The sequence below is a fragment of the Sphaerisporangium sp. NPDC004334 genome, from assembly GCF_053602655.1.
This window is the reverse complement of sequence record NZ_JBSGDZ010000004.1, coordinates 147,887-171,897: the sequence shown is the minus strand read 5'-3', so window position 1 is coordinate 171,897 and position 24,011 is coordinate 147,887. Positions and strand designations below refer to the sequence as shown.

Below are 24,011 nucleotides of genomic sequence, written 5' to 3'. Positions count from 1 at the left end.
TGCCCGTTGGGTTTCGCTGGGCCGTTAATCAATTCCCTTCGTTAATTCGAGTCAGAGATGTGGGGTGAGTGATGACTCGCCATGAGGGCCGCCTCGGCGCGCTCGCCGCGGTCGACGCGCCCGCGGCCGAGCTCGCCGACCGCATGGTCGGCCTGTCGGTCCGCGGGCTTCCTCCGGGCTACGCCGACGGCATGTTCGTCTTCACCAGGCGCGGCAGGCGCGGGGAGGACGGACGCTGGACGGCGGTGCCCGAGGGACGCAGTGTGCGCTACAGCGCGATCGTCGCCCTTGGCGCCGCCGCGCTGCCCGAGGACCGCCAGCGGGACGCCCTCGCCGGCGACACCGTCCACGACCTGGTCGGCAACCTGCTCAAGGAGCTGCCCGCCGTCGCCAACCTCGGCGACGCCGCCCTCATCGCGTGGGCGGCGGCCGAGAGCGGCCACCCCGACCTCGACGCCGGCCTGCGCCGGCTCGCCGAGCTGGAGGGCGCCGTGCGCCCCGGCGACCCGGTCTACACCGTGGAGGTCTCCTGGGCGCTGGCCGCACTGGTCGCCGCCCACCGCGTCGCCGGCTCCGGCGACGGCCTTTCCGGGCGGCTGGACCACGCCCGCGAGCGGCTGCTCACCGGCCTGCGCGGTGACCGGCTCTACCGGCACGTCCTCGGCCCCGCCTCCTGGTACCGCGCCCACGTCGGATGCTTCGCCGACCAGGTGTACCCCCTGCAGGCCCTCGCGCGCCTGCACGCGCACACCGGGGACGGCGACGCGCTCAAGGCCGCCGAACAGATCGCCGCGGGCATCTGCGCCGCCCAGGGGCCGGAGGGCCAGTGGTGGTGGCACTACGACGCCCGCACCGGCGGGGTGGTCGAGGGCTACCCCGTCTACAGCGTCCACCAGCTCTCCATGGCCCCGATGGCGCTGCTCGACCTGGCGGACGCCGGAGGCGCCTCCTACCTGAAGGAGATCGCGCTCGGGCTGCACTGGATGACGTCCCGGCCCGAGATCGACGACGAGCTGATCATCGAGGAGCTCGACCTGACGTGGCGCAAGGCCGCCCGGGACGACCCCAAGAAGATCGTGCGCGGCGTGCGCGCGGTGGCGACCGCGATCAACCAGGGTTCCCGCATCGGCGTGCTCGACCGCATCTACCCGCCGCTCGCCGTCGACCGCGAGTGCCGCCCCTACGAACTGGGATGGCTGCTGTACGCGTGGCTGTTCTCGCTGCCCCGCGACACGCCGGGGAAGCAGGGGTGAGCGCCGCGCCGCCGCGCCGGGCCCTGCTCGGGTTCTCCTTGGACGCCCTCACCATGGAGCAGACCGTCGCCCGGTGCGTCCAGGCCGTCGAGAACCGCGAGAACCTCACGATCGGGGTCGTCAACGCGGCCAAGGCCGTCAACATGAGCCACGACCCCGCGCTGCGCGACTCGGTGACCTCCTGCGACCTCGTCGTCGCCGACGGCCAGGCCGTCGTGTGGGCCTCCCGGCTGCTCGGCCATCCCCTCCCCGAGCGGGTGGCCGGCATCGACCTGTTCACTGCGCTGATGGAGGAGGGCGCCCGGCGCTCCTACCGGGCCTACTTCCTCGGCGCCCGCGCCGAGGTGCTCGAACGGGTGGTCGCGGAGGTGCGCCGCCGCTACCCCGGCCTCACGGTCGCCGGGGCCCGCGACGGCTACTTCACCGACGAGGAGGCGCCCGAAGTCGCCGCGCGCATCGGCGAGGCCAAGCCCGACCTGCTGTTCCTCGGCATGACCTCCCCGAAGAAGGAGATCTTCCTCGCGCGCTTCGCCGACGACATCCGCGCCGGGGTCAACCACGGCGTGGGCGGGTCCTTCGACGTCCTCGCCGGCAAGGTGCGCCGCGCCCCCGTTGTGTGGCAGCGCCTCGGCGCCGAGTGGCTCTACCGCTTCCTGCAGGAACCCCTCCGCCTCGGCCCCCGCTACCTGTCCACCAACACCCGCTTCGCCTGGATGGTGGCAAAGGAGTACCTCCACGCCCGCAAACACCCATGACCACCCCCCACCCTGACCACCCCGCTCCATCCCGAAAGCGCACAGTCTCCGTCCCTTGCTGTGCTCTCCGGCGCCGGAGCGGTGGGAAGGTGGGCGGTGAGGTCGGCGAGGCCGGCGCCGTTGTGCGGCGGGCGGCCTGGGGGGCGCCGGTGAGCGCTTCGTCAGGTTCTGCTGCTCTCGTCGCGCAGCCACGTCGTGTAGTCCTTGGCCCGTACGGCGCGGCGGGCCCGGGCGCGCGCGACGAGCGTGACGGCCAGGAACACCCCGAGGTGGGGCAGGAGCCACGGCGCGCGGCCGGCGATGGCCAGCAGGTCGCGAAGGCCCGTGCGGGCCTCCTGCCCGGACATGGCGCCCTGCTGGATCTCCGCCACCACGGTGACGGCCCGCACCCGGCGCCGCAGCAGGTCGCCGAGCGTGCGCGGCGGGTGGATGACCGCGTGCGCGTGCCGCACCACGCGCCGTTCGGCCGGCTCGAAGGCGAGCGAGGCCGCCAGGTCGTCGCCCATGACGGGCGGCAGGTCCATGAGGCGGCGGTTGCCCTCCTCCGACACCGCGATGACGCCCCGGCCGAACAGTCCCTCGCGGACGGCCGGCAGGCGGCTCCAGACGGCGTAGTAGGCCCGCACGGGCCACGGCCGGTCACTCAGCACCAGCGCCCGCTCAGGAGCCGCCGCGAGCGCCTTTGGAGCGGTCCCACGCGACAGCGCGGCGAAGCCCCGGGCATCCTCCGAACCACCGTCCGCGTCGCCGTTCGGGGCTTCTGCCGTGCCGTCGAGCAGGGCGTCGCGGAGGGCGCGGAGGTCGGCGGTGCCCATCTCGATGTCGGCGTCCACGTACACGCGGGGATGGGCGGCCGCGGCCTCGTCGCCAAGGCGCAGCGCTTCTCGCTTGGACGGCAACGGCGTCTCGACCACGCGGACCCCGAAACCGCGCGCCACGGACGCGGTGTCGTCGTCGCACCCGTTGGCCACGACCACCACGTCGAACTCGTCCTCGGACGCCTCCGCCAGAAGGCGGGAAAGAAGCCGGCCGATGACCCGCGCCTCGTTGTGGGCGGGGATGATGACGCTCGCGCTTGGCATAGTTCCGAAGTATTCACCCCTAACGGGAGTCTCCGATGACCGAACCGCGAATAGCGGCCACCGCCGATGTCGATCCGAGCGCCACGATCGGCATCGGGACCGTGATCTGGCACCTCGCCCAGGTGCGCGAGCACGCCGCGCTGGGGGAGGGGTGCATCCTGGGCCGCGGCGCGTACGTCGGGCCGGGCGTCCGCATCGGCGACCGGGTCAAGCTGCAGAACTACTCGCTGGTGTACGAGCCGGCGGTGCTGGAGGACGGGGTGTTCGTCGGCCCGGCCGCCGTGCTCACCAACGACGTCTACCCTCGCTCGACCGACGTCGACGGCACGCTGAAGCGCGACGGCGACTGGAGCGCGGAGGGTGTGGTCGTGCGCCGGGGCGCCTCGGTCGGCGCGCGCGCGGTGATCCTCGCCGGGCGCACCGTCGGCCGGTACGCGCTGGTCGCCGCCGGCGCCGTGGTGATCAGGGACGTCCCGGACTTCGCGCTCGTGGCCGGAACCCCGGCCCGCCGCGTCGGCTGGGTCGGCCGCGCCGGCGTCACCCTGCGCGAGGAGTCCCCGGGCCGCTGGCGGTGCCCCCGCACCGGCGAGACCTACATCGAGGCCGACGGCCTGCTCACCGGCCCGGAGTCCCCCGCGACCCCGTCTCCCGAGCGCGAGGACCCGTCTCACACGGCGCCCGGCGACCCGTCCCAGGTGGCGCCCGGGGAGCCGTCCGAGACGGTGCCCGGCGGCCCGTTCCAGGCGGCGTCCGCGGACCCTTCTGAGGTTGCGCCCGGCGGGACGTCGTGAAGGTCGGAAGCCTGTCGGGGCGGGCGCGGGTCGCGATCCTCGTGGTGGCGGTCCTGCTGGCCGGCGCGGTCGGCACCGTCTACGTGCTGCGGGCCAGGTCGCAGGCGGCCCGTCCCGCGCCGGCCGCGGCGCCGGCCGCCCGTCCCGCGCCCAGTGCCACCGCGCTGGACGCGGGCGACCTGCTGGCGGTGCGCGCGGGCCCCGCGGCCGACAGCGGCCAGGTCTTCGCGATCGGGCGGGGCGACGGCGGCGAGCAGCGTCCCACCGGCCTGCACTGCAAGCGCTTCTACGCGGCGGCCGGCACGGCGCTGTGCCTGCGTGTCAGCGCCGGCCTGGTGACCCGGTCGGAGGCCATCGTGCTCGACCGTGGCCTGCGCGAGCTGCGCAAGGTGCCGCTGTCCGGCATCCCGAGCCGGGCGCGGGTGTCGGCGAGCGGGCGCATGGCGGCCTGGACGTTCTTCGTGGCGGGCGACTCCTACCTGAGCATCGGCTTCTCCACCCGCGCCGGCATCCTGGACACCCGCACGGGCACGCTCGTCAAGAGCCTGGAGGACTTCACGCTCGTCAAGGACGGCCGCGTGCACAGCGCGGCCGACCTGAACTACTGGGGTGTGACGTTCGCGGCCGACGACAACCGCTTCTACGCGACGGTGTCGAGCGCGGGCAAGACCTACCTGGTGCAGGGCGACTTCGCCGCGCGCCGCATGCGGGTGCTGCGGGAGAACGCCGAGTGCCCCTCGCTCTCCCCGGACGGCACCCGCGTGGCGTACAAGAAGCGCGTCGGCGACGCGACCGACCCGTGGCGGCTGTACACGCTGGACCTGCGCTCGGGCCGGGAGACGGCGCTCGCGGAGACGGCGAACGTGGACGACCAGGCGGCCTGGCTCGACGACCGCACCGTCATGTACGGCCGGCTGCGCGGCGACAGCTCCGACGTCTGGCAGGTCCCGGCCGACGGATCGGGCACCTCCCGGCTCCTGCTCAAGGACGCCTACTCGCCCGCCGCCATGTGACCCACCCCCCGGTCAAGGGGTGACGGGCTCGCGGGTGTCCTCCCAGGTGTTGCGCTTGAACTCGTTGCCTTTGCCCTTGGCGTTGAAGTACGTCACCGGACCCCAGTAGCCGCCCTTGGGGAACAGGCGGCGGGTGAAGACGTTGCCGACGATGCGGATGCCGGTGGCCTTGCCGAACTTGCCCTCGCCGCCGTAGATGGCGTACCCGCCGCCGCCCAGCAGGTTGTGCTCGATGAGCACGTCGTGCGCCCGGCTGAAGTCCTGATAGATCGAGATGGCCGAGGTCTGCGAGATCTGGTTGAGGATGGTGTTGTGGCGGATCGTCAGGGTCAGCCCCTTCTGCGGTGACCCGTTCACCTGCGGGCCGGTCACGTGGTCGCCGGGGTACTCCTTGAAGTCGTGCATGTATGAGTCCTCGATCAGCCCGTGGTCGGTGCCCACGGAGTTGGACACGGTGTGGATGTTCGCCCGCCGGACGGTGATGTCGCCGCCCTGGTTGAGCACGCCCCACTGCGCCTTGACGACCCCGTTCCCCGAGATCTCGCAGTCTTCGATCACCGCGCCGGACGCCCCCGCCGCCTGGATGACCGACCAGTCGCCCTCGCCGACCACCCGTACGTTCCGCACGGTCACGTTGGCGGCCTTGATGTTGAGCTTGCCGTGCACCTCAAGGTTCTCCACCACGGCGCCGGGCTTGAGCACCGTGACCTCGCCCACCTTCTTCAGCGGGGTGCCCGGCCGCACGCCGGTGGTCGCCGCCGAGGGGAAGCCGTCGCCGGTGGGCGAGGGGCGCGTGCCGGGCGAGGAGGGCGTGCCGGGCTGGCGGGTCTGCCCGGGGACCGGCTCGCGTCCGTCGTCCGCCGAGCCGCTGCCGCAGCCCGCGGCGGCCGCGCCGGTGAGCGCGAGCGAGACGGCGAGCAGGGTCAACCGGCGCGACAGCGGAGAGAACACCGAAGAACTCCAGGTGGTAGGTCTGCGGAACGCTCCACAACGAATTCGGCGGAGCGTGCTGTGCTGTTCCCGATCAGATCTAGAAGGTCGTGCTCGCCCCGATGCGCGGTGGCCGGGAGCGCCTCGGCGGGAGCGGCGCGACCGGCGGCGGCCCAGGCCGGTGCCGGTCGGCGCTCCTGTCACGCGTGGCGAACAGGACGGCCACCGACGAAAGGAGCGTGAGCAGCACGATGCCGGCCATGGCGCGGCTTCTCTGCAGGGACTGCCGCTCGGGCCCCATGATGTCGCCGATCGGCTGCCACTTGATCATCACCTTGCCGCTGGCCCCCGCGGACGTCTGCAGGCGCTGGAGCTTCTGGGTGAGCAGCTTGAGCGCCAGGTTGAGCGTGTCGATCGACTGCTTGGGGTCGTCCGACAGGGCTTGCAGGCTCGCGTACGGCTGGCCGTACACGGGAAGCTCCTCGTTGCCCCAGTGGGCCACCTCGTAGTGGAAGGCCGCCGTGCCCCCCATGGCACGCAGGCGCTCCTTGGTGCTCGGGTTGTCGAAGAACCGCGCCGTGGCGAGCGCCATGTAGATGTGATTGTCGGTGAAGTGGTCGTACACCTCTCCCTGGAAGTGGGAGGTCTTGGTGATGAACGCGACCGTGACCGAACTCTGGTAAAGAGGTGACCGATAGCGAACCCACATCACCGCGCAGGCGGCGACCAGGAAGATCAGCGCCAGGCAGCAGCACCGCGCAACCACTCGCCTTCGCACCGACACATCGTGGCACAGGCGTACGGAGTTTGGTGCGGGCCTGGTAAAGAAAGCGCTCAGAGGAAACACTTGAAGGCGAATGACAACGCGCCGAGGTGTTCGGGCGTCCTATCTTCGGCGGCTCGGCGGGGTGGGAATGACAGACATGGCCGGCCGGCAGGGGTGAAGGGACACTATGGACCTGCTTGATTCGCTGCGCGCGCTGTTGCGGCGATGGCCCGTGACGGTCGCGTTGCTGGCGGTGACCATCATCGCGACGGTCGGGGCGCTGATGGCCATCCCCTGGCAGTACGAGTCCAAGGCCACCGTGGTCTTCCTGTCGTCCAGGAAGGGGTCGCAACCGGTCGGCGGCAACCCCTGGCTCGCGTTCGACGCCTCGCTGACGATCACCGCCGAGGTGATCTCGCGGGGCATGAGCGACGAGCGCACTCTGCAGACGCTCAAGGACGAGGGCAAGACGGCCGAGTTCACCGTGGGCCTCGCCCAGGACTCGCGCGGCCCGCTGCTCGACATCACGGCCACCGGTCCCGACCCGAAGGTCGCCCAGGCGACGATGGAGACGCTCGCCACTCTGAGCCAGCAGCGCCTGACCGAGATGCAGCAGAAGTCCGCCATCCTCCCGGACGCCACCATCCGGGCCGAACTGGTCACCTCCAGCGACAAGGCCGAACTGACCCCCGAGAAGAAGATCCGCCTCCTGGTGATCATCTTCGCGGGCGGCATGCTCGTGACCATCGGCGTCCCGCTGTTCCTGGAGTCGCTCGCGCAGAAGCGCCGCCGGCTCGCCCAGCCCGACCACGGGGGCACCAGAGTGGGCCAGCCGCCCGCCGGGCCCTCCCACCCCCAGCGCGTCCCGCGCTCCGCCGGTGGCGGCGCCTCGCCGCGTCCGGCGGGCGGCGCCCCCCGCGGCCGGCCATCCGCCCGGTCGCCGCGGCCCTTCGACCCGCCCGAGCCGACGCTCTACGACCGGCGCATCGCCTCTTCACCGTCCTCCCCCTCGTCCTCCTCGGCGCCGTCGAAGCACACGCCCCCGCCCGAGCCGCGCGACCCGTGGGCCGGGCAGCAGGAGATCGAGGAGGGCTACACCGCTCCCATGCCGACGGTCAAGCCGCAGGACGACCTGTACGTGTGGACCGACGACAAGGAGCGCCCGCGCCGCGGCTCGGGCTCCGGTGCGAGCGATTCGCCGGGCAACGGCTCGCGGCCGGGCGCGGCGTCGCGCTCGGGTGGGGTGTCGCGGTCCTCCTCCAGCGCCGAGTCCTCCTCCTCGGCGGGGCGCAAGAAGCCCGGCTCCCACTCGCGTTCCGCCCCCGACGACGCCGACGACGAGCCGTACGTCGTGTTCGACCCGACCAGGCCGGGGCGGTGACCAGCACCTCCGAGGCCGCCGCACCCGTCCACCATCCCGCGGGCAGGCCGGTACGCAGGACCAGGCTGCAGAAGACCCGCGTCGACCCGGTGACGATCATCACCTTCTTCTTGATCGTCCTGTTCGTCATGCCGGCCCGCTACGTGGTCGGCCCGCTGGGCGGCGCGGGCTCGCCGTCGTCCATGGTGGCCGTGCTGCTGCTGGTGTGGTACCTGCTGTCCACGCTGTCGCCGCGCTGGACGCCCATCCGGGGCAGGCAGCCGCTGCGTCCGGTCATCGTCTTCATGGCGCTGTCGGTGCTGGCGAGCTACGTCGCCGCGGCGACCCGGCCGCTGTCGGGCGACGAGGTGAACGCCGCCGACCTCGGCCTGGTGCTGGTCGCCGGGTGGGCGGGCATCGCCCTGGTCACCGCCGACGGCATCAACACCATGGACCGCCTGGAGACCCTGCGCCACCGCATCGTGATGGGGGCGTCGTTCCCGGCGTTCGTCGCGATGATCCAGTTCTTCACCGGCATCGAGGTCACCCAGTACCTCGCCCTGCCCGGCCTGGTCGAGAAGGGGTCGGCCGTGCTGTTCGAGCGCGAGGGCTTCTTCCGCCCGGCCGGCACCGCCACCCATCCGATCGAACTGGGCGTGGTGCTGGCCGCCGTGCTGCCGCTCGCGCTGCATGGAGCGATCTACTGCCGCATCCCCGAGCAGCGCCGCAAGCGGTGGATGATGGTGGCCCTCATCGCGGGGGCGCTGCCGATGAGCGTCTCCCGCTCGGCGATCCTCGGCCTGTTCGTCGTCATGGTGGTGCTGCTGCCCACCTGGCCGTCGGAGTGGCGGCTGCGCGCGATCCTCATCTTCGGCGCCGCCGCCATCGTCATGCGCGTGCTCATCCCGGGGCTCATCGGCACCGTCCTGAACCTCGTCTCGGTCATCGGGTCGGACGAGAACTCCACCACGCGCACCGGCGACTACGACGCGGTGGTGGAGGCGGTGACCCAGCGCCCCCTGTTCGGCCAGGGGTTCGCCACCTACCTGCCGCGCATCTACCGCGTGATCGACAACCAGTACCTGATGTCGTCGCTGGAGACCGGCCTCGTCGGGCTGGCCGCGCTGATCATCTTCCTGCTCACCGGCTGGATCCTCGCCCGGGGGGCCCGAAAGGCCGCCGCCGACCCCGAGACCCGCCACCTCGCCCAGTGCTTCGCGGCCTCCGTCGCCGTCGCGATCTTCGGGTTCGGCACCTTCGACGCCTTCAGCTTCCCGATGATCACGAACGTCATGTTCCTCCTCGTCGGCTGCTGCGGCGCCCTCTGGCGCCTCCAGACCCAAAGCGCCCACCCCGTCATCCCGTAGAGCCCACACGCCTCGGAAGATGGCCCTCGCTTCTCGTGTTCTCAGATGCGGGCGGCCTCGGGGGTGAGTCCGGTCCAACGGCGGAAGGCCCGGTAGAAGGAGTTGGCGTCGTCGTAGGCGAGGAGGTAGGCGATCTGGGATGTGGTGAGCGATCGGTCGGTCAGGTAGCGGCGGGCGAGCTTCTCCCGAGTGTCGCTGAGGACGGCCTGGTAGCTGGTGCCTTCCGCCTGGAGTTGCCGCTGGATGGTGCGCGGGCTGAGCATGAGCTGGGCGGCGATGGCGTTGATCGAGCTCTCGCCGGCCGGCAGGCGCTCGTGGAGTGCCGCGCGGACGCGGTCGGCCGTGGTGGCGGACGCCTCGAGCTCGGACAGGCGGCGGCGCAGCTCCGGCGCGAAGAAGGTCCACATGGACTCGTCCTCGGTGAGGAACGGAAGCGAGGCGTCCTCGGTGGAGAACGTCACGCTGTCGGCCTCGGCCTCGCGGATCGGCGTGCCGAAGTACGAGGTCGTCGCGGCCGACGGTCGGGGAGCCCGACGCATCGCGACCCGGGTCGGGCGCACTTCGCGTCGCGTGCCGATGCGGGCCAGCGCGACCCAGAACGCGAACTCGGCGGCGACCAGCAGTCGCGGCGGCGCCTGCCCGCCGGGCCAGCGGAATCCGATCGTCAGCCCGTTGTGGGCGGCGATCACATCGAGGTGCACTGGGCCGATGAGCGGCTTGAACGCGGCGATGCGCTCAGCCGCGGTGCGCAGGTTTGCGCTGCACAGCGCCGCGAAGATCGGCGGGTTGAACGCCTCGACCGACAGGGTGCGTCCGATCCTTGCCGCCAGGTCAGGATCGGCGGCCTCGGCGTCGATGGCATCCCAGAACCGGTAGTACTCATCGGGCGTCATGGTGACCGGACCGTGCGCGAAGACGCCGGCCGGCAGCCGAGCCCGCCGCAGCACCCGGGCGACGGAGATCCCAAGGTCGTGCAGGAGCGCACGAGTGCCCGGGTCGAGGGTGAACCGCTCTGACGCCATCCCTCCATGCTAGGTCCGCGCGTCAGTCGTACGCATGCCGGATGCGCCACTCCACTCGCAGATCACGCCACCTTCCGTTGGCGTGAACGGCAAGAAGGAAGGCGTCATCCGCTAGTTCCCTGGCGCGCCGTCGCCCCTAACGTTGCAGACACCGCCACTGAGGCGGTGGACGCCACCACCGGATGGAGACCACCATGACCAGCACGATCCTCATCACCGGAAGCTCCAGCGGTATTGGCAGGGCGACCGCCGAGCACTTCCACGAGCAGGGCTGGAACGTCATCGCCACGATGCGCCGCCCCGAGCACGAGACCGGGCTCACCGCGCTGGACAACGTGCTCGTCACCCGGCTCGACGTGCAGGACTCCCCGTCGATCACCGGGGCCGTCGACGCCGGCCTGGAGCGGTTCGGCCGGATCGACGTCCTGCTCAACAACGCGGGATACGGCGCCTACGGCCTGCTGGAGGCGACCCCGATGGACAAGATCCGCCGGCAGTTCGACGTCAACGTCATGGGCCTGCTGGAGACGACCAAGGCCGTCCTGCCGCACCTGCGCGCGAACGGCGGCGGCACCGTCGTCAACATCTCCTCCATCGGCGGCAAGGTCACCTTCCCGCTCGGCACGCTGTATCACGGCACCAAGTTCGCCGTCGAAGGACTGAGTGAGGCACTCCACTACGAACTCGCGGCGATCGGCGTCAAGGTCAAGATCGTCGAGCCGGGCTTCGTCAACACCGACTTCGGCGGCCGCTCGTTCGACTTCACCAACGACGACGGCCTCACCGAGTACCAGAAGCTCGTCGGAGCGTTCTTCGCCGCACAGGGACAGATGAGCACAGGGGGCGACGAACCCGAGGTCGTCGCCGAGACCGTCTACCAGGCGGTGACCGACGGCACCGACCGGCTCCGCTACACCGCGGGCCCGTACGCCGCCGACCTGATCGCCACCCGCGCCGCCACCGACGACGCCACCTTCATCGGCGGCGTCAAGCTGCAATTCGGGCTCTGATCCCTGCCCCCGGCTCAGGCTGGTGAGAGGTCAGTTCTGCGGGCGGGGGTAGAGGGTGGCGAGGGTGTGGGCGGTTCGGGCTAGTTTGTGGCGGAGGTCCGGAGGGTCGAGGACGACGACTTCGGCGCCCAGTTGGAGGAACTGGCCGTGGGCGTGGGTGAGCGACTCGATGGGGACGGTGGCGGTGACCCAGCCGCGCTCGTCGGGCGGGCCGGCCGTGTCCGCCACGGCGGCGGTCACGGCGGAGCTCATCACCTCGGCGAGCCGCTCCCGTCCGGCCGGTGAGAGCCGGATGACGGCGTGGCCCTGGACGAGCCGTGAGCGGAAGCCGGCGAGGTGGTCGCGCCAGTAGCCGCCGAGGTCGAAGCCGTCCGGGCGGGTGAAGGTCTCCTGCGACACCCGCAGGCGCAGGATCTGGCTGACCCTGTAGGTGCGCAGCGTGCCGTCGCACCGGGCGACCAGGTACCACTTGCCGGCCTTGAGCACCAGCCCGTACGGCTCCAGCGTCCGCTCGACCTCCGTGGGCTCGGCCCAGCGGTGGTAGAGCACGGTGACGACCCGCTTGTTCCACACGGCGTCCGCGACCTGCGGGAGGTGGGGCACCTGGTCGCCGTCGTAGTACCAGCCGGGCGCGTCGAACAGCAGGTGCTCGCGCAGGCGGCGCGCGCTGGAGCGCAGGTCGGCGGGCAGCGCGGCCTCGATCTTGCGCTCCGCGGCGGCGGCCAGCGCGCCGAGGCCGAGTTCGGCGGCCGGTCCGGGCAGTCCGGCCAGGAACAGCGCCTCGGCCTCCTGGCCGGTCAGCCCGGTCAGGCGGGTGCGGAAGCCGTCCAGCAGCCGGTAGCCGCCTTTGTGCCCGGCCTCTCCGTACAGAGGGATGCCGGCGGTGTGCAGCGACTCCACGTCACGGTAGATGGTGCGGACGCTGACCTCCAGCTCCTGTGCCAGTTCCTGAGCGGTCAGGCGGCCGCGCGACTGGAGCAGCAGCAGGACGGACAGAAGCCGGGAAGCTCGCATATCTGCTGACAATACGTGTCAGTGGAGGAGGCATACGGTGCGGCCATGCCGTTCATCGAGAAGCACATGCGGCCGCTCGCCCCCATCACGGTCGGCGGCCGTCCGTACAAGCGATATCACGTCGACCGGGCCGACCGGCCGATCGAGCCGGAGGTGGAGAAGGCCGCCTACGAGTTCCTGCCCACCCTGGCGCCCGCGCCCGCTCCCGACGCGCCGGCCGGCTGGATCGTCCTCCACAGGGGCGGGGACACCGGCGCCTACCTGTGCGTCTACACCTGGGTGTGGGACAACGTGGTCGACGCGCGGACCGCCGCCGCGGGCCAGCCGGCCGTGGACTGTCCCGACGAGGATCCCACGCACTTCGTGTCCGAGGACCGGCCCTGGGTCGGCTGTGTGTGGGAGCTGCCCGCTCTGGAGCACGAGCGGTCCTCGTGGGTGCGGCACATGTTCGTCAACGACACCCCCGACCTCGGCGGCTACCTCGCCGACACGCGCCCGGAAGGCATGGTGGGACTGTGAGCGACTTCGACTTCTACGTCGGGACCTGGGAGGTCGCCAACCGGCGGCTGCTGAAGCGCAACGCCGGGTGCACCGAGTGGGAGGAGTTCTCCGGCGTCTCGGTGGCGCACGGCTTCTGGGGCGGAGCCGGGAACTTCGACGAGATCACCTTCCCGGACAAGGACTTCAACGGCGTGACGGTCCGCGTCCTCAATCCCGCGACCGGCGAGTGGTCCCTGTACTGGGGCAACAGCACGCGCGGGCTGGACGCGGTCCCGGTCGTCGGCCGGTTCGTGGACGGGATCGGCGCGTTCTACGCCGACGACACCGACGACGGGCAGCCGATCAGGGTGCGGTACACCTGGTCGGACATCACGCCCACGACGTGCCGGTGGGAGCAGGCGTTCTCCTACGACGGCGAACGCACGTGGGAGACCAACTGGATCATGAAGTCGACGAAGGTGTCCTAGGCACGCGCCGCGGGAGCCGGTGAGTCGGCCCGGCTCCCGCGCACGCCCGGCGGGCCCCGGGGCGCTCAGGGAAACGCCATCTTCTTCTGGTAGTTGAATAAGGGACCAGAAAGAGGAGGCAAGTCTGATGAGCGACGCGATATGGGCCGGCACGGTGGGCTTCACGGGACACGAGCAGGCTGAACTGGAGGCCTACCTCGCCCGGCCACTCGGTGACCGGCCCCGGGGCGGGGTGGTCGTGATCCACCACATGCCCGGCTACGACGAGGGCACCAAGGAGATCGTCCGCAGGTTCGCCGCCGGCGGATATGCGGCGGTGTGCCCGAACTTGTACTCCCGGGAGGGCGCCGGCGTCAGCCCTGACGACCAGGCCGCCGCCGCGCGGGCCAAGGGCGGCGTGCCGGACGAGCAGCTCGTCGGCGACGTCGCCGGGGCCGCGGCGTACCTCAACTCCCTCGACCACGCCAACGGCAAGATCGGTGTGATCGGGTACTGCTCGGGCGGCCGCCAGTCGTTCCTGGCCGCCTGCTCCCTCCAGATCGACGCCGCCGTGGACTGCTACGGCGCGTTCGTGGCCGCCGACCCGCCCGCGGACTTCCCGCTCAAGGCCCGCTCGCTGCTGTCCAGGGCCGCCGACCTGTCGTGCCCGCTGCTGGGGCTGTTCGGCGAGCAGGACTCCTACCCTGCGCCCGCCGAGGTCGGTGTGATCGAGGCCGAGCTGGACAAGCTCGGCAAGGAGCACGAGTTCCACATCTTCCCCGACGCCGGGCACGGGTTCTTCTCCACCGACCGCGCCGCCTACCGCCCCGTCGCCGCGGTCGAGGGCTGGAAGAAGATCTTCGCCTTCTACGGCCGCCACCTCGCCGCCTGACAGGAGTCCGCCATGTGCACCTATCTCACCGAGAAGTTCGAGCTCGACGGCGCGGGCAAGGGCGCCACCGGCTGGTTCACCGTCAGCCAGGGCGCCGTCTACGTCGACCACCCCTACCACGCCACCCACGAGCACACCGTGAACATCGACTTCACCAATCCCTCGGAGGGCCCGTCGGCTCGGGTGGCCGTCGAGCTCACCGAGGAGTCGGCGCTCGCTCTGATCGAAGCCATCCAGAAGACCCTGGCCGCCGCCCCGCCCGGCCTCGCCTCCACGAAGCGATAGAACCGACCTCCGCCGAGCACTGGAACCCACCTGCGCCGGAGCGCTGGAATCGGTTCTCGCCGGGCTTTGGGCTCTGGAATCGGCCGCCGCCGGGCTCCGGAGCCCGGCCCCGTGGGGCTCTGAAGCCCGCGGTGATCCCCCGAAGGCGCCGGCCGACGGCCGCGCCTGCCCGTCGGCCGTCGCGCTGATCAAAGGTGCTCTCGACGAGGACGCCGTCGTTCTTCTAGATGATCTCGAGGTTGGCCATCATCCCCATGTCCTCGTGCTCGGCGTTGTGGCAGTGGAACAGGTAGCGGCCGCGGTAGCCGTCGAAACGGGTGATGATCTCCACCGCTTCGCCCGGTCGTAGGGAGACGGTGTCCTTCAGGCCCGCGTCGTGTGGCAGCGGCGCGCGGCCGCCGCGCGACAGCACCCGGAAGCCGACCAGATGCAAGTGGACGGGATGGTGGACGTCGGCGACCAGCCGCCACACTTCGACGTCGCCGAGACGGACGGTGACATCGGTGCGGGCGGGGTCGAACGGCAGGCCGCCGATCAGCCATCCGTGATCGCCGTCCATCCGCCCGGTGCGGAAGGAGAAGTCGCGCACCCTGACGGCGTCCGACCGTCGCCAGGCCGGCAGATCGTCCGAGAGGGTGCGGGGGATGCGACTGTCGTCGGTGGCGTGGCGTGCGACCTGGAAGGCCATCACGTCGCGGGTGCGGCCCACGCCGAGCCGGTTGAGGAGTCGGACGCGGCCGCCGGCCGGGACACCGGAGAAGTCGATGATCACGTCGTAGCGTTCGGCGGGTGCGATCGGCAGCAGTCGGTGGGTGACCGGCGCTGCGAGCAGTCCCTGGTCGGCGCCGATCTGGACGAGGTCGAGCCTGCGACCGTCATCGGCGACCGCTTCGAGTTCGTAGTGCCGGGCGTTGGAGGCGTTGAGGACGCGTAGCCGGTGGCGGGCCGTGTCCACCTCGTGTACGGGCCACGGGGCGCCGTTCACCAGGATCACGTCGCCGAGGACGCCCGCGAGATAGGCTTCGCGCACGCCCGGCCGCTCCCGCAGGGTGGGGTCGAGGGCGGGATAGGCGAGGCCGCCGTCGGCGCCGAACGCACGGTCGGTGATCATGAGAGGCAGCTCGCGGCGCCCCGCGGGCAGGCCGAGATCGTCTTCCGCGTCGTCGCGGACGATGTGCAGACCGGCCAGGCCCCGCCAGATCGCGGGGGCGGTGAAGTCCATCCGGTGGTCGTGGTACCACAGCAGCGTCGGCCGCTGGTCCAGCGGGAAGTCGTGGTCCCGCGTCAGATGGGTCACCACGGCCCGCGGATCGTCCATGCCGTGCCCGGAGCCATGCCCGGCGGGCATGGCGGCGTCGTGCCGGCCTTCGGGCAGGACGAGGTCGGTCGGGTACCCATCGGAGGCCGCCGGCGTGTGTCCGCCGTGCAGGTGCATGACAGTGGGCACGGGCAGTTCGTTGCGGTGCGTCACGGTGATGGGCCGGCCGCGGCGCGACTCGATCGTCGGCCCGGGGAAGGCGCCCTCATACGTCCACAGCGGCGTCTTGACGCCGGGCAGGATCTCCGCACTCGCTTCGCGCTGGGTGATCTCGTAGCGGTCGGCGCCACCCGAGGTGCTGACCGGCGCCAGCACGGCGGGGAGCGGCAGTGGCACCTGGAACGCGGGCGGCAGCGGCACAGCGCTGCGCAACTCGGCACCGGTGATCGACGGGCGGCGGGCCAGCGCGGCCGCGGTCGACAGCCCGGTGACCGCCACCAGCCCGAGCGCCCCGCCGATGCTCAGCGCCCGGCGTCTGGACAGGCCCTGGGCACGGCCGGACCGGTCCTCGTCGTGCTCACGCATCGCGGGCCTCCCCCCGCGCACGCGGACACCGCGGAAGGGGCGGGCGCCAGACCGCGATGAACTGCACGACGAGCGCGGCGACGATCATCACCCCCAGCGGGATGTGCAGCCATAACGCGCCGTCCACGCCGGCGAAGTACTGCACCGTCTCGGCCGCCACCACCGCCACCGTGGGCAGGAACGGCCAGGCCTGACGCAGCCGGACCCATACGATGATCGCCACGATCACCTGCAGGTAACCGATGGAGGTGACCACGTCGGCGCCGACCGCGTGTAGGCGCAGGCTGTCGAAGTCACCGGTCAGATACACCCCGGCGAACACCGGCTGGCCGGCGACCGCCGCCACGTGCGCGGTGACAACGGCCCGGAGAATCCACCCGGCCGGCATTGTCCGGGGCGCGGCAGCGGACCCCAGGCTGCTGGTGACCATGAGGGATCCTCCTCACTGTGATCTCCCTATATGAACGAACCCCGACGCTATGGCCTGGTGGTTATCCTGTCCAAGATTAATATTGCTATGGTGTTATGACCGTGGACGCATGATGGACCTCGAGTTCGTGCTGAGCGGTTCGTGTCAGCGCTTCTCCTGGGGTTCGCCGACGCCCCAGTCCCAGTTGGTGATCGTGGTGCGCATCAGTCGGGCGGCGGTGGACAGGTGGCTGCCGGCCCCCCAGTAGAGGGTGACCGTACGACGGCAGTCGGGGCTGTCGATGCCGATCCACGCGGCGGGCGGATGTGCGGCGCTGCCACCGGCCAAGCGGCGGGCGACGGAGGGGACCAGACCAATGCCGAGTCCCGCGACGATCAGGTCCGCGATGGCGCTGTGCTCGTCGGTCTCGCAGACGATCTTCGGGGTGAGGTCTCGTGCGGCGAACAGCCGATCGAGCAGTCCGCGTAGCCAGTGCCCTTTGCGGGCGGTGATGAAGGGCTGGTCGGCGAGTTCGTCGATGCTCACGGACGTACGGCCCGCCAGCGGGTGATCGAGTGGCGTGCCCACCCCGACCGCCTCGTCGAACAGCCGCACGGACTCAAGGCCGTCGGCATGGATCGGCTGCGAGGCGACACACAGATCAACTTCTTGGGCCCGCAGGTGGCGGGCCATGTCATCGGCTGGTGACCAGTGGAGCTCGATCTCGATGGCGGGATGGGCTCGCTTGTAGGCCGCCAGTGGCCCGGTCAGCGTGAGGAATGTCTCCGACGCCAGCCTCACGGTGCCCAAGCCCTCGCCGGCGGCCTCGGCGACGGCGCGTCGTCCCGCGTCGAGCTCTCCGAGGGCGCGTTCGACGTGATCGCGGAAGAGCCTGCCCGTGTCGTTCAGCCGGAGTCGGCCGCTGCGATCGAACAGCGGTATGCCCAGTTCGCTCTCCAGCCGGGCGATCGTACGGCTCAGCGACGGCTGGGCGATGTGAAGCTCGTCGGCTGCCCGGCTGAGGTGCTCCAGCCGCGCCACCACCAGGAACTGCTTGAGCGAGTTCAGTTCCATCTTGCCTCCGTATGCATAACGCCATAACAATATTGATCTTAGTCAAGATAACTTGTAAGCCATAGAGTCGCGTGTGCCAGAAGGCAGCATTCCCCCCCGAAGGAAAGGTGCGGGTAGCGATGTCTACGCAACGCGAGGTGGACGAAGCCGAGATTCGCCGGCAGGTCCACAAGATCGTCGAGGGGCTCCGAGCCAAGGATCTCGAGGGCCTGAAGCGGCCTTACGCCAAGGACGTCGTGTCCTTCGACGTCGAGCCGCCGCTCCAGCATGTGGGGCTGGAGGCGAAACTCAAGAACTGGGCGAACGTGTTCCTGGTCTTCGAGAGTGTGACTTACGAGGTTCGCGACCTGACGCTCGCCGTGGGCGATGACGTGGCGTTCGGGCACGCCTTCGCTCGCCTCAGCGGCACGCTGAAGGACGGGGCGGCGACGAGCGGCATGTGGGTCAGGGTCACGTACGGCTTCCGGAAGATCGACGGTGACTGGCTGATCGCACACGACCAGGTCTCGGTGCCGATCGACATCCAGAGTGGCAGAGCAGTGCTCGACCTCGAGCCGTCACCGTGACCACGGGCGGGCCGGTCCACGAGGTCGGACGTAGCGTCACCGCACTCACCTCCGCCGCGATCCGCTCGAGCGTCTCCCCGGCCTCGCCTCCGCGAAGCGCTGGAACCGGTCCGTCAGGGCGGCGGCGTCCAGGTGGAGGGCCGCAGGCAGAACTCGTTGCCCTCCGGGTCGGCCAGGGTGACCCAGTCGCCGCGGGTGTGAAGCACGCGGGCGCCGAGGGCGGTCAGCCGCCGCACCTCGGCGTCCAGGTCGTCGCACGCCAGGTCGAGGTGGAGGCGGTTCTTGACCGTCTTGGGCTCGGGCACGAGCACGAAGAAGAAGCGCGGCCCGCCTCCCGGGCCCGGCTCCATCAGCACCGTCGGGTCATCCTCCGGGGACATGATCCCCTTGTTCCTCAGCCGTTCCAGCTCGGCCTCGTCGTAGGGGGCCACCGCGTACCCGTCTAGGACGGCCGTCCAGAAGCGCGCGGCCGAGGCCGGGTGGCGGCAGTCGACGACGATGTCCTCGATCCACGCCATGGCCCCATCCTGCCCGCCGCGCGCCGCCCCTGACAGCCGCCGGAGGGCGTCGGCGCCGCCCCCCCTTCGCCTAGTGGCGGCCTTCGGCGTGATCGTAGGATGGGCGGCCATGAGCGTTCGCGAGCTTCGCCTGGTCGTCACCGCCGAGGACTACGAGGAGGCGCTGCGGTTCTACCGCGACGTGCTGGGCCTGCCCGAGCTCGCCGACTTCTCCTCGCCGGACGGCAGGGTGCGGCTGCTGGACGCGGGACGGGCGACCCTGGAGATCATCGACTCCCGGCAGGCGGAGTTCATCGACCGCGTGGAGGTCGGGCGCCGGGTCGCCGGGCCGATCAGGGTCGCCTTCGAGGTGGCGGACGCGGCCGGCGCCGCCGCCGAGCTCGCCGGCGCCGGAGCCGAGATCATCGCACCGCCCACGCGTACGCCGTGGAACTCGCTGAACGCCCGGCTGGCGTCCCCCGCCGGGCTGCAGCTCACCCTGTTCGAGGAGCTCGGCGACTGATCGCCACCGGGCCGGGCGCCGCGAGCTCGCCTGATCCCCCCGGCCGGGCGTCGCGAGTTCGCCTGATCGCGCCCGGCCGGGCGTCACAGTTGCCGCAGGACCTTGTCCAGGGCCTCGGCGACGCGCTCCTGCTGGCCGGCGGTCAGGTGGGGGTGCATGGGCAGCGACAGGATCTCGGCGGCGGCCTTCTCGGCGACCGGGAAGTCACCGGGGCCGTGGCCGAGATCGCCGAAGGCGGGCTGCAGGTGCACCGGCACCGGGTAGTGGATCTGGGCCTGCACCCCGGCCTCCTGGAGCCCGGCGAGCACCCGGTCGCGCTCGGGCACGCGGATCACGTACAGGTGCCACACGTGCACGTTGCCCGGGGCGGTGCGCGGAACCCGCACCCCGTCGATGCCGGACAGCAGGTCCGCGTAGCGGTCGGCGGCGGCGCGGCGCAGCTCGTTCCACCGGGCCAGGCGCGCGAGCTTGGCCCGCAGCACGACCGCCTGGAGGGTGTCCAGGCGCGAGTTGAAGCCGAGCGTCTCGTGCCGGTACTTCACCTCGCTGCCGTGGTTGGCGAGCAGGCGGACCGCGCGGGCCGTCTCGGCCGAGGAGGCCAGCACCGCCCCGGCCTCGCCGTACGCGCCGAGGTTCTTGCCCGCGTAGAAGCTGGTCGCGGCCAGGCCGACCGGGGGACGCCCGGCCTGCTCGGAGCCCTGTGACTGCGCGGCGTCCTCCACCACGGCGAGCCCGTGGCGCGCGGCCAGTTCGTGGACGGCCGCCATCGGCGCCTGCTGGCCGTACAGATGGACGGGCAGCACCGCCGCCGTGCCGGTCCCGGCGGCCGTGGCGGCCGACGCCGGGTCCAGCAGCAGGAACTCCTCGTCACAGTCGGCCAGCACCGGCCGCAGGCCGGCCCGGACGACGGCCTCGGCCGTGGCGACGAAGGTGTTGGCGGGCAGTACGGCCCCGGCGCCGGGCGGCAGGTCACATGCGCGCAGCGCCAGCTCGACGGCGTCGGTGCCGTTGCCCACGCCCACGCAGTGCGGCACGCCGGAGAAGGCGGCGTACTCCTGCTCGAACGCCGCGACGTCCGGGCCCTGCACGAACGCCGTGGTCGCGAGCACGCGGTCGAAGCCCTGGCGCACCTCCTCGGCCACCTCGGCGTGGGCCGCGCGCAGATCGACGAACGGGATCATGTCAGTGCTCCAGGAGAGGGGAAGGGAGGGACGGGGACGGTGGAGGGGCGCAGGAAGCGGGCCGGCACGCCGGCCCAGACCTCGCGGGCGGGAACGTCGCGGGTCACGACCGACCCCATGCCGACCAGGGCGTAGGACCCGATCGTCAAGGTCTCACGGACCAGCGCGCCCGAGCCGACGTAGGCGCCGGCGCCGACGCGGACGGCGCCGGCCAGCCGCGCACCGGCGGCGAGCGTGGCGAAGTCGTCGACCACGTCGTCGTGCGTCAAGGTCACGTGCGGCATCACGCTGACGTGCGCTCCCAGCGTGACGGCGGCGGTCAGCACGGTCTGCGCCAGCACGACCGACCCCGGGCCGATGGTGGAGGTGCGGGACACGCTCGCCGCCGGATGGACGAGCGTGGCGTACCGGGCGGGCGGCAGGCCGAGACGGGCGACGATGCGGGCCCGACTGGTGTGGTCGCGGGGACTTCCGGTGCAGACCACGACCTGGGCGTCCTCCCGCTTCACCGCCAGGTCGGAGCCGCCGAGCACCGCCACACCGTCCACGACGGCGCCGTGCTTGGCCGGGTCGTCGTCCAGGTGCCCGAGCAGCTCCCACGTCGGGGAGACGTCGTTGACGGCGTGGACGAGCTGCGCGGTCTCGCGGGCGAACCCTCCGGCGCCCACGATCAGCAGCGGCGTCACGCGGCCTCCCGGGGAAGCGCCGCCGGCGGGGAAGAGGGTGTCATGCGGTCTCCTTGGTCGCGATACGGGCTCACGCGGCCCGCCTGAGGTCGGCGAGCACCCGGCGCCTGCGGTAGCCGTACAGGCCGACGACGAGCACGCCCGCCGCGCCGGCCGCCGCGAGGACGCCGAGATCGGGGACGATGACCCGCCCGGCGCCCACGGCGAAGGCCCCGACGGCGAGCGCCGCGAGCACCGCGGGCCACAGGCTGCGCGCCAGGTCCGCCGCCCGGACGCCGGCCCGGCCGAGCATCCACAGATAGGCGGGCAGCACCACCAGGCCGGCCACGGCGACCAGCGCGACGGCGGCCCCGCGCAGCCCGCCCTGGGTGACGCCGAGCCACATCGCGGGCACCAGCACGGCCAGCCACAGCCCCTGGACGGCGAGCACGGCGCGCGAGCGTTCCAGGACGACCAGGTAGTCGTAGACCAGCTCGAAGAAGATCCGCAGCCCGGCGAGCACGCCGAGCCCGGCGAGCGCGACGGCGGCCGGCCCCCACTGGTCCCCGTACACGAACCGGATGATCGCGGGAGCCGCGCCGCTCAGCAGCAGGCACATGGGCAGCGTCAGCCCGACCAGCAGGGCGGCGACCGTGACGAACGAGCGGCTCAGCGTGGGCCGGTCGTGCTGGAGCCGGGCGAACGCGGCGGGCGCGACCGCGCGCACCGGCTGGGAGAACACCGCGACCGGCCACCCGGACAGGTTGACCGCGAGCACGTAGAAGCCGAGCGCGGTGGAGCCGAGCACGTGGCCGACGACGATCTGGTCGGCGTAGCCCACCGCGAAGACCAGCAGGGACGCACCGGCCAGCGGTAGTCCGAACCGGACGAGCCGGCGGGCCACCTCACGGTCGAAGCCGAACCGCAGCCGCTGGGGCGCGAAGGAGACCAGCAGGGCGCCGCCCGCGAGCGAGCCGCAGACCCGGCCGACGGCCAGGCTCATCGCCCCCCAGCCGAGCAGGGCGAGCGCGAGGGAGATCAGCGCGCCGAGCCAGTTGTCCACCTGGTCGGCGATCATCTTGCGTCCCTGCATGAACTCGCGCTGCATCAGGGCCGCCGAGGTGGACACCAGCCCGTTGGTGACGACGCTGAGGGCCAGCACCCGCACCGGGCCGGTGGCGGCCGGGTTGCCCATCACCGCGGCGAACGCGGGCGCCGCCGCGACGAACGCGCCGCAGACCAGCACGCTGAACCCGGCCGACATCGTCGCCACGGTCGGCACGATGGACCGCGGGTCGCCCGGCCAGCGCACGATGGCGAGGCTCACGCCGAGTTCGTTGATGCTCAGCATGGCGAGCAACGCGACCAGCGCGACCGCGAACGTGCCGAACTGGGCCGGCCCGAGCACCCGGGCCAGCGTGATGCCGACGGCCAGCGTCCCGAGCCGCGCCGCGATCGTGCTGAGCAGGCTCCAGCCCAGCGCCCTGCCCGCCCGGCTGCCGAGCGACGGCGCGTCGACCTCCGGGGCGGTCACGGCCTGCTCCGGGCGACGGCGTTGAAGTCGTCGCGGGCCTCGGTGCCGCGCAGGCGGGCGTAGCGGCGGCGCAGCTTGTGGCCCAGCACGCCGGCGGCGGTGCCGACGGCGTCCAGCGCGGCCGGGCGCTCGGTGACCGCCTGCTCGTAGATCTCCACCTGGACGCGCGCCGCGCGCTCCAGGCTGAAGCGTTCCACGACCAGGCGCCTGCCGTACTCGCCCAGCTCGTGCCGCAGGCCGGGGCCGGCGTGCAGGCGGCGCAGGATGGCTTCCAGGCGTGGCGCGCCCTCCTCGCGGCCCGCGCCGAGGCCGTACCACCCCTGACCGAGGAAGGTCTTCTCGCTCTCGGGGGTCAGCAGCTCGAAGAACCCCAGCTCGCCCTGCACGATGAGCGGCTTGGCGAAGGCCAGCGAGCGCAGCGCCGAGCCGCCCATGGCCAGGCACACCTCCGCCGCCGCGTACGCGGGGCGGGGGTCGAGGAGCTGGCCGGTCAGGACGACGGCGCGGCGGCCGGCGGCGGCGTTGGCGGCGGCGGCGCGCTCCTCCACCTCGGCCCTGGCGGGTCCGTCTCCGACGATGACGAGCCGCAGGTCCAGCTCGGCGGCGAGCCGGCCGACGACGTCGATCGCGGTGAGCAGGCCCTCGAGTTTCAGCTCGGCGACCAGGCGTCCCACGACCACGATGTCCAGCGGCCCCTCCGGCAGGTCGAAGGCGCGGCGGAACTCCGCCGCCGGGTGCCCGGGGGCGTTGGCGTGCACGTCGACCGGCGGCTCGATGAGGTGGACGTGGCGGCGTCCGGGCGCGGCCCGCTCCTGGATCTCCCGGGTGCCGACCACCAGCGGCAGCGAGGGCGGCAGGAACGGGGCGACCGACATCGACATGATCGTGCAGACCGCCGCGGAGGGGCCGCGCAGGCTCGCGTAGAACGCCTCGACGCCCGGCGGCCACTCGTAGCCGTGGATCACGTCGATGCCGCGCCGCACGGCCAGGTCGCGCAGCATCCGCGCGGTCGCGGGGGAGGGCCTGCGCCGCCCGGGGTCCAGCGGCAGGTGCGGCAGGCCCGCGTCGGCGAGGTGGGCGACCAGCGGGCCGGGTTCGCCGATCACGCTGACCTCGTGGCCCAGCCGCTGGACGGCGGCGGCGAGCTCGACGGCGTTGAGCTGGCTGCCGCCGACCTCCATGGCGTGCGGGTACACCAGAATGCGCACGGTCAGGTCTCCATGGGGTGGGAG

At 72.0% G+C, this 24,011-nt stretch carries 26 protein-coding genes; 13 read left to right on the top strand and 13 right to left on the bottom strand.

All coding sequences use genetic code 11. The features are described 5' to 3' along the window. Positions 1-71: 71 nt before the first annotated feature. Together ACWEN6_RS06210 and ACWEN6_RS06205 are read left to right on the top strand one after the other, a co-directional pair. Positions 72-1,253: a hypothetical protein gene (locus ACWEN6_RS06210; protein WP_452569230.1), complete on the top strand. Its 1,182-nt coding sequence runs from the start codon at positions 72-74 to the stop codon at positions 1,251-1,253. Beyond that, entirely contained in the window at positions 1,250-2,008 is a 759-nt protein-coding gene (locus tag ACWEN6_RS06205) for a WecB/TagA/CpsF family glycosyltransferase (protein WP_452569229.1), read from the top strand. The genes ACWEN6_RS06210 and ACWEN6_RS06205 overlap by 4 nt, the downstream gene beginning before the upstream one ends. 161 nt (positions 2,009-2,169) lie before the next feature. Here the strand turns inward: ACWEN6_RS06205 and ACWEN6_RS06200 are convergent, their stop codons facing one another. Then, positions 2,170-3,090: a glycosyltransferase gene (locus ACWEN6_RS06200; protein ID WP_452569228.1), complete on the bottom strand. Its 921-nt coding sequence runs from the start codon at positions 3,088-3,090 to the stop codon at positions 2,170-2,172. Between the two features lie 35 nt (positions 3,091-3,125). Here ACWEN6_RS06200 and ACWEN6_RS06195 point away from each other — a divergent pair, with 35 nt between their 5' ends. Beyond that, positions 3,126-3,881 carry an acyltransferase gene (locus ACWEN6_RS06195; protein WP_452569227.1) on the top strand — a complete coding sequence of 252 codons (756 nt, stop codon included), beginning with the start codon at positions 3,126-3,128 and terminating at the stop codon, positions 3,879-3,881. Beyond that, positions 3,878-4,894 (top strand): hypothetical protein, encoded by a 1,017-nt coding sequence (locus ACWEN6_RS06190; RefSeq protein WP_452569226.1) that lies wholly within the window; start codon positions 3,878-3,880, stop codon positions 4,892-4,894. The genes ACWEN6_RS06195 and ACWEN6_RS06190 overlap by 4 nt, the downstream gene beginning before the upstream one ends. A 12-nt stretch (positions 4,895-4,906) precedes the next feature. Here the strand turns inward: ACWEN6_RS06190 and ACWEN6_RS06185 are convergent, their stop codons facing one another. Continuing rightward, positions 4,907-5,845: a hypothetical protein gene (locus tag ACWEN6_RS06185; RefSeq protein WP_452569225.1), complete on the bottom strand. Its 939-nt coding sequence runs from the start codon at positions 5,843-5,845 to the stop codon at positions 4,907-4,909. A gap of 79 nt (positions 5,846-5,924) precedes the next feature. Beyond that, complete coding sequence (locus tag ACWEN6_RS06180; protein ID WP_452569224.1) at positions 5,925-6,602, bottom strand: hypothetical protein; 678 nt, start codon at positions 6,600-6,602, stop codon at positions 5,925-5,927. Between the two features lie 175 nt (positions 6,603-6,777). Here ACWEN6_RS06180 and ACWEN6_RS06175 point away from each other — a divergent pair, with 175 nt between their 5' ends. Then, positions 6,778-7,971, top strand: a complete 1,194-nt coding sequence (locus ACWEN6_RS06175) for a hypothetical protein (protein WP_452569223.1) — start codon at positions 6,778-6,780, stop codon at positions 7,969-7,971. Further along, positions 7,968-9,317 (top strand): O-antigen ligase family protein, encoded by a 1,350-nt coding sequence (locus tag ACWEN6_RS06170; protein ID WP_452569222.1) that lies wholly within the window; start codon positions 7,968-7,970, stop codon positions 9,315-9,317. The genes ACWEN6_RS06175 and ACWEN6_RS06170 overlap by 4 nt, the downstream gene beginning before the upstream one ends. A 41-nt stretch (positions 9,318-9,358) precedes the next feature. On the opposite strand, the gene ACWEN6_RS06165 is transcribed toward ACWEN6_RS06170, so the two are convergent. Next, a complete protein-coding gene (locus ACWEN6_RS06165) occupies positions 9,359-10,339 on the bottom strand; it encodes an AraC family transcriptional regulator ligand-binding domain-containing protein (protein ID WP_452569221.1) in 981 nt (326 codons plus the stop codon). Positions 10,340-10,533: 194 nt separating this feature from the next. Here ACWEN6_RS06165 and ACWEN6_RS06160 point away from each other — a divergent pair, with 194 nt between their 5' ends. Beyond that, positions 10,534-11,349, top strand: coding sequence for an SDR family oxidoreductase (locus tag ACWEN6_RS06160; protein WP_452569220.1), 816 nt, complete (start codon positions 10,534-10,536; stop codon positions 11,347-11,349). Between the two features lie 30 nt (positions 11,350-11,379). Here ACWEN6_RS06160 and ACWEN6_RS06155 read toward each other — a convergent pair whose 3' ends face one another. Beyond that, positions 11,380-12,363: a helix-turn-helix transcriptional regulator gene (locus ACWEN6_RS06155; RefSeq protein WP_452569219.1), complete on the bottom strand. Its 984-nt coding sequence runs from the start codon at positions 12,361-12,363 to the stop codon at positions 11,380-11,382. Between the two features lie 45 nt (positions 12,364-12,408). Here ACWEN6_RS06155 and ACWEN6_RS06150 point away from each other — a divergent pair, with 45 nt between their 5' ends. From ACWEN6_RS06150 to ACWEN6_RS06135, 4 genes are all read left to right on the top strand, one after another. Further along, on the top strand, positions 12,409-12,882 hold the full coding sequence (locus ACWEN6_RS06150) for a hypothetical protein (protein ID WP_452569218.1): 474 nt from the start codon (positions 12,409-12,411) through the stop codon (positions 12,880-12,882). Beyond that, a complete protein-coding gene (locus ACWEN6_RS06145) occupies positions 12,879-13,331 on the top strand; it encodes a hypothetical protein (RefSeq protein WP_452569217.1) in 453 nt (150 codons plus the stop codon). The genes ACWEN6_RS06150 and ACWEN6_RS06145 overlap by 4 nt, the downstream gene beginning before the upstream one ends. Positions 13,332-13,458: 127 nt before the next feature. After that, positions 13,459-14,202 carry a dienelactone hydrolase family protein gene (locus ACWEN6_RS06140; protein WP_452569216.1) on the top strand — a complete coding sequence of 248 codons (744 nt, stop codon included), beginning with the start codon at positions 13,459-13,461 and terminating at the stop codon, positions 14,200-14,202. Positions 14,203-14,214: 12 nt separating this feature from the next. Next, complete coding sequence (locus tag ACWEN6_RS06135; RefSeq protein WP_452569215.1) at positions 14,215-14,487, top strand: DUF6295 family protein; 273 nt, start codon at positions 14,215-14,217, stop codon at positions 14,485-14,487. Positions 14,488-14,710: 223 nt separating this feature from the next. Here the strand turns inward: ACWEN6_RS06135 and ACWEN6_RS06130 are convergent, their stop codons facing one another. The 3 genes from ACWEN6_RS06130 to ACWEN6_RS06120 all read right to left on the bottom strand — a co-directional run bounded on the left by ACWEN6_RS06130 (position 14,711) and on the right by ACWEN6_RS06120 (position 17,813). Further along, positions 14,711-16,330 carry a multicopper oxidase family protein gene (locus tag ACWEN6_RS06130; RefSeq protein WP_452569214.1) on the bottom strand — a complete coding sequence of 540 codons (1,620 nt, stop codon included), beginning with the start codon at positions 16,328-16,330 and terminating at the stop codon, positions 14,711-14,713. After that, positions 16,323-16,676, bottom strand: a complete 354-nt coding sequence (locus ACWEN6_RS06125) for a hypothetical protein (protein WP_452569213.1) — start codon at positions 16,674-16,676, stop codon at positions 16,323-16,325. Before ACWEN6_RS06125 ends, ACWEN6_RS06130 begins: the two co-directional genes overlap by 8 nt. A 228-nt stretch (positions 16,677-16,904) precedes the next feature. Further along, on the bottom strand, positions 16,905-17,813 hold the full coding sequence (locus ACWEN6_RS06120) for a LysR substrate-binding domain-containing protein (protein ID WP_452569212.1): 909 nt from the start codon (positions 17,811-17,813) through the stop codon (positions 16,905-16,907). Between the two features lie 137 nt (positions 17,814-17,950). Here ACWEN6_RS06120 and ACWEN6_RS06115 point away from each other — a divergent pair, with 137 nt between their 5' ends. Next, positions 17,951-18,379: a YybH family protein gene (locus tag ACWEN6_RS06115; protein ID WP_452569211.1), complete on the top strand. Its 429-nt coding sequence runs from the start codon at positions 17,951-17,953 to the stop codon at positions 18,377-18,379. A gap of 113 nt (positions 18,380-18,492) precedes the next feature. On the opposite strand, the gene ACWEN6_RS06110 is transcribed toward ACWEN6_RS06115, so the two are convergent. Continuing rightward, on the bottom strand, positions 18,493-18,897 hold the full coding sequence (locus ACWEN6_RS06110) for a VOC family protein (protein ID WP_452569210.1): 405 nt from the start codon (positions 18,895-18,897) through the stop codon (positions 18,493-18,495). Positions 18,898-19,006: 109 nt separating this feature from the next. Here ACWEN6_RS06110 and ACWEN6_RS06105 point away from each other — a divergent pair, with 109 nt between their 5' ends. Continuing rightward, the gene (locus tag ACWEN6_RS06105) at positions 19,007-19,399 is read left to right on the top strand and encodes a VOC family protein (protein WP_452569209.1); all 393 of its coding nucleotides are present in this window, start codon (positions 19,007-19,009) and stop codon (positions 19,397-19,399) included. Positions 19,400-19,482: 83 nt separating this feature from the next. Here the strand turns inward: ACWEN6_RS06105 and ACWEN6_RS06100 are convergent, their stop codons facing one another. The 4 genes from ACWEN6_RS06100 to ACWEN6_RS06085 form a co-directional block, all read right to left on the bottom strand. Beyond that, positions 19,483-20,580, bottom strand: a complete 1,098-nt coding sequence (locus ACWEN6_RS06100; protein WP_452569208.1) for a DegT/DnrJ/EryC1/StrS family aminotransferase — start codon at positions 20,578-20,580, stop codon at positions 19,483-19,485. Next, complete coding sequence (locus ACWEN6_RS06095; protein WP_452569207.1) at positions 20,577-21,266, bottom strand: NeuD/PglB/VioB family sugar acetyltransferase; 690 nt, start codon at positions 21,264-21,266, stop codon at positions 20,577-20,579. The genes ACWEN6_RS06100 and ACWEN6_RS06095 overlap by 4 nt, the downstream gene beginning before the upstream one ends. 70 nt (positions 21,267-21,336) lie before the next feature. Further along, positions 21,337-22,779: an oligosaccharide flippase family protein gene (locus ACWEN6_RS06090; RefSeq protein ID WP_452569206.1), complete on the bottom strand. Its 1,443-nt coding sequence runs from the start codon at positions 22,777-22,779 to the stop codon at positions 21,337-21,339. Next, the gene (locus tag ACWEN6_RS06085) at positions 22,776-23,987 is read right to left on the bottom strand and encodes a glycosyltransferase (protein WP_452569205.1); all 1,212 of its coding nucleotides are present in this window, start codon (positions 23,985-23,987) and stop codon (positions 22,776-22,778) included. Before ACWEN6_RS06085 ends, ACWEN6_RS06090 begins: the two co-directional genes overlap by 4 nt. Positions 23,988-24,011 lie beyond the last annotated feature (24 nt).

Excerpts from the sequence above, each read along its gene's own strand:
- ACWEN6_RS06210 (WP_452569230.1), top strand. The coding sequence starts at position 72 with ATGACTCGCCATGAGGGCCGCCTCGGCGCGCTCGCCGCGGTCGACGCG.
- ACWEN6_RS06200 (WP_452569228.1), bottom strand. The coding sequence starts at position 3,090 with ATGCCAAGCGCGAGCGTCATCATCCCCGCCCACAACGAGGCGCGGGTC.
- ACWEN6_RS06195 (WP_452569227.1), top strand. The coding sequence starts at position 3,126 with ATGACCGAACCGCGAATAGCGGCCACCGCCGATGTCGATCCGAGCGCC.
- ACWEN6_RS06175 (WP_452569223.1), top strand. The coding sequence starts at position 6,778 with ATGGACCTGCTTGATTCGCTGCGCGCGCTGTTGCGGCGATGGCCCGTG.
- ACWEN6_RS06165 (WP_452569221.1), bottom strand. The coding sequence starts at position 10,339 with ATGGCGTCAGAGCGGTTCACCCTCGACCCGGGCACTCGTGCGCTCCTG.
- ACWEN6_RS06160 (WP_452569220.1), top strand. The coding sequence starts at position 10,534 with ATGACCAGCACGATCCTCATCACCGGAAGCTCCAGCGGTATTGGCAGG.
- ACWEN6_RS06155 (WP_452569219.1), bottom strand. The coding sequence starts at position 12,363 with ATGCGAGCTTCCCGGCTTCTGTCCGTCCTGCTGCTGCTCCAGTCGCGC.
- ACWEN6_RS06150 (WP_452569218.1), top strand. The coding sequence starts at position 12,409 with ATGCCGTTCATCGAGAAGCACATGCGGCCGCTCGCCCCCATCACGGTC.
- ACWEN6_RS06140 (WP_452569216.1), top strand. The coding sequence starts at position 13,459 with ATGAGCGACGCGATATGGGCCGGCACGGTGGGCTTCACGGGACACGAG.
- ACWEN6_RS06135 (WP_452569215.1), top strand. The coding sequence starts at position 14,215 with ATGTGCACCTATCTCACCGAGAAGTTCGAGCTCGACGGCGCGGGCAAG.
- ACWEN6_RS06130 (WP_452569214.1), bottom strand. The coding sequence starts at position 16,330 with ATGCGTGAGCACGACGAGGACCGGTCCGGCCGTGCCCAGGGCCTGTCC.
- ACWEN6_RS06120 (WP_452569212.1), bottom strand. The coding sequence starts at position 17,813 with ATGGAACTGAACTCGCTCAAGCAGTTCCTGGTGGTGGCGCGGCTGGAG.
- ACWEN6_RS06110 (WP_452569210.1), bottom strand. The coding sequence starts at position 18,897 with ATGGCGTGGATCGAGGACATCGTCGTCGACTGCCGCCACCCGGCCTCG.
- ACWEN6_RS06105 (WP_452569209.1), top strand. The coding sequence starts at position 19,007 with ATGAGCGTTCGCGAGCTTCGCCTGGTCGTCACCGCCGAGGACTACGAG.
- ACWEN6_RS06100 (WP_452569208.1), bottom strand. The coding sequence starts at position 20,580 with ATGATCCCGTTCGTCGATCTGCGCGCGGCCCACGCCGAGGTGGCCGAG.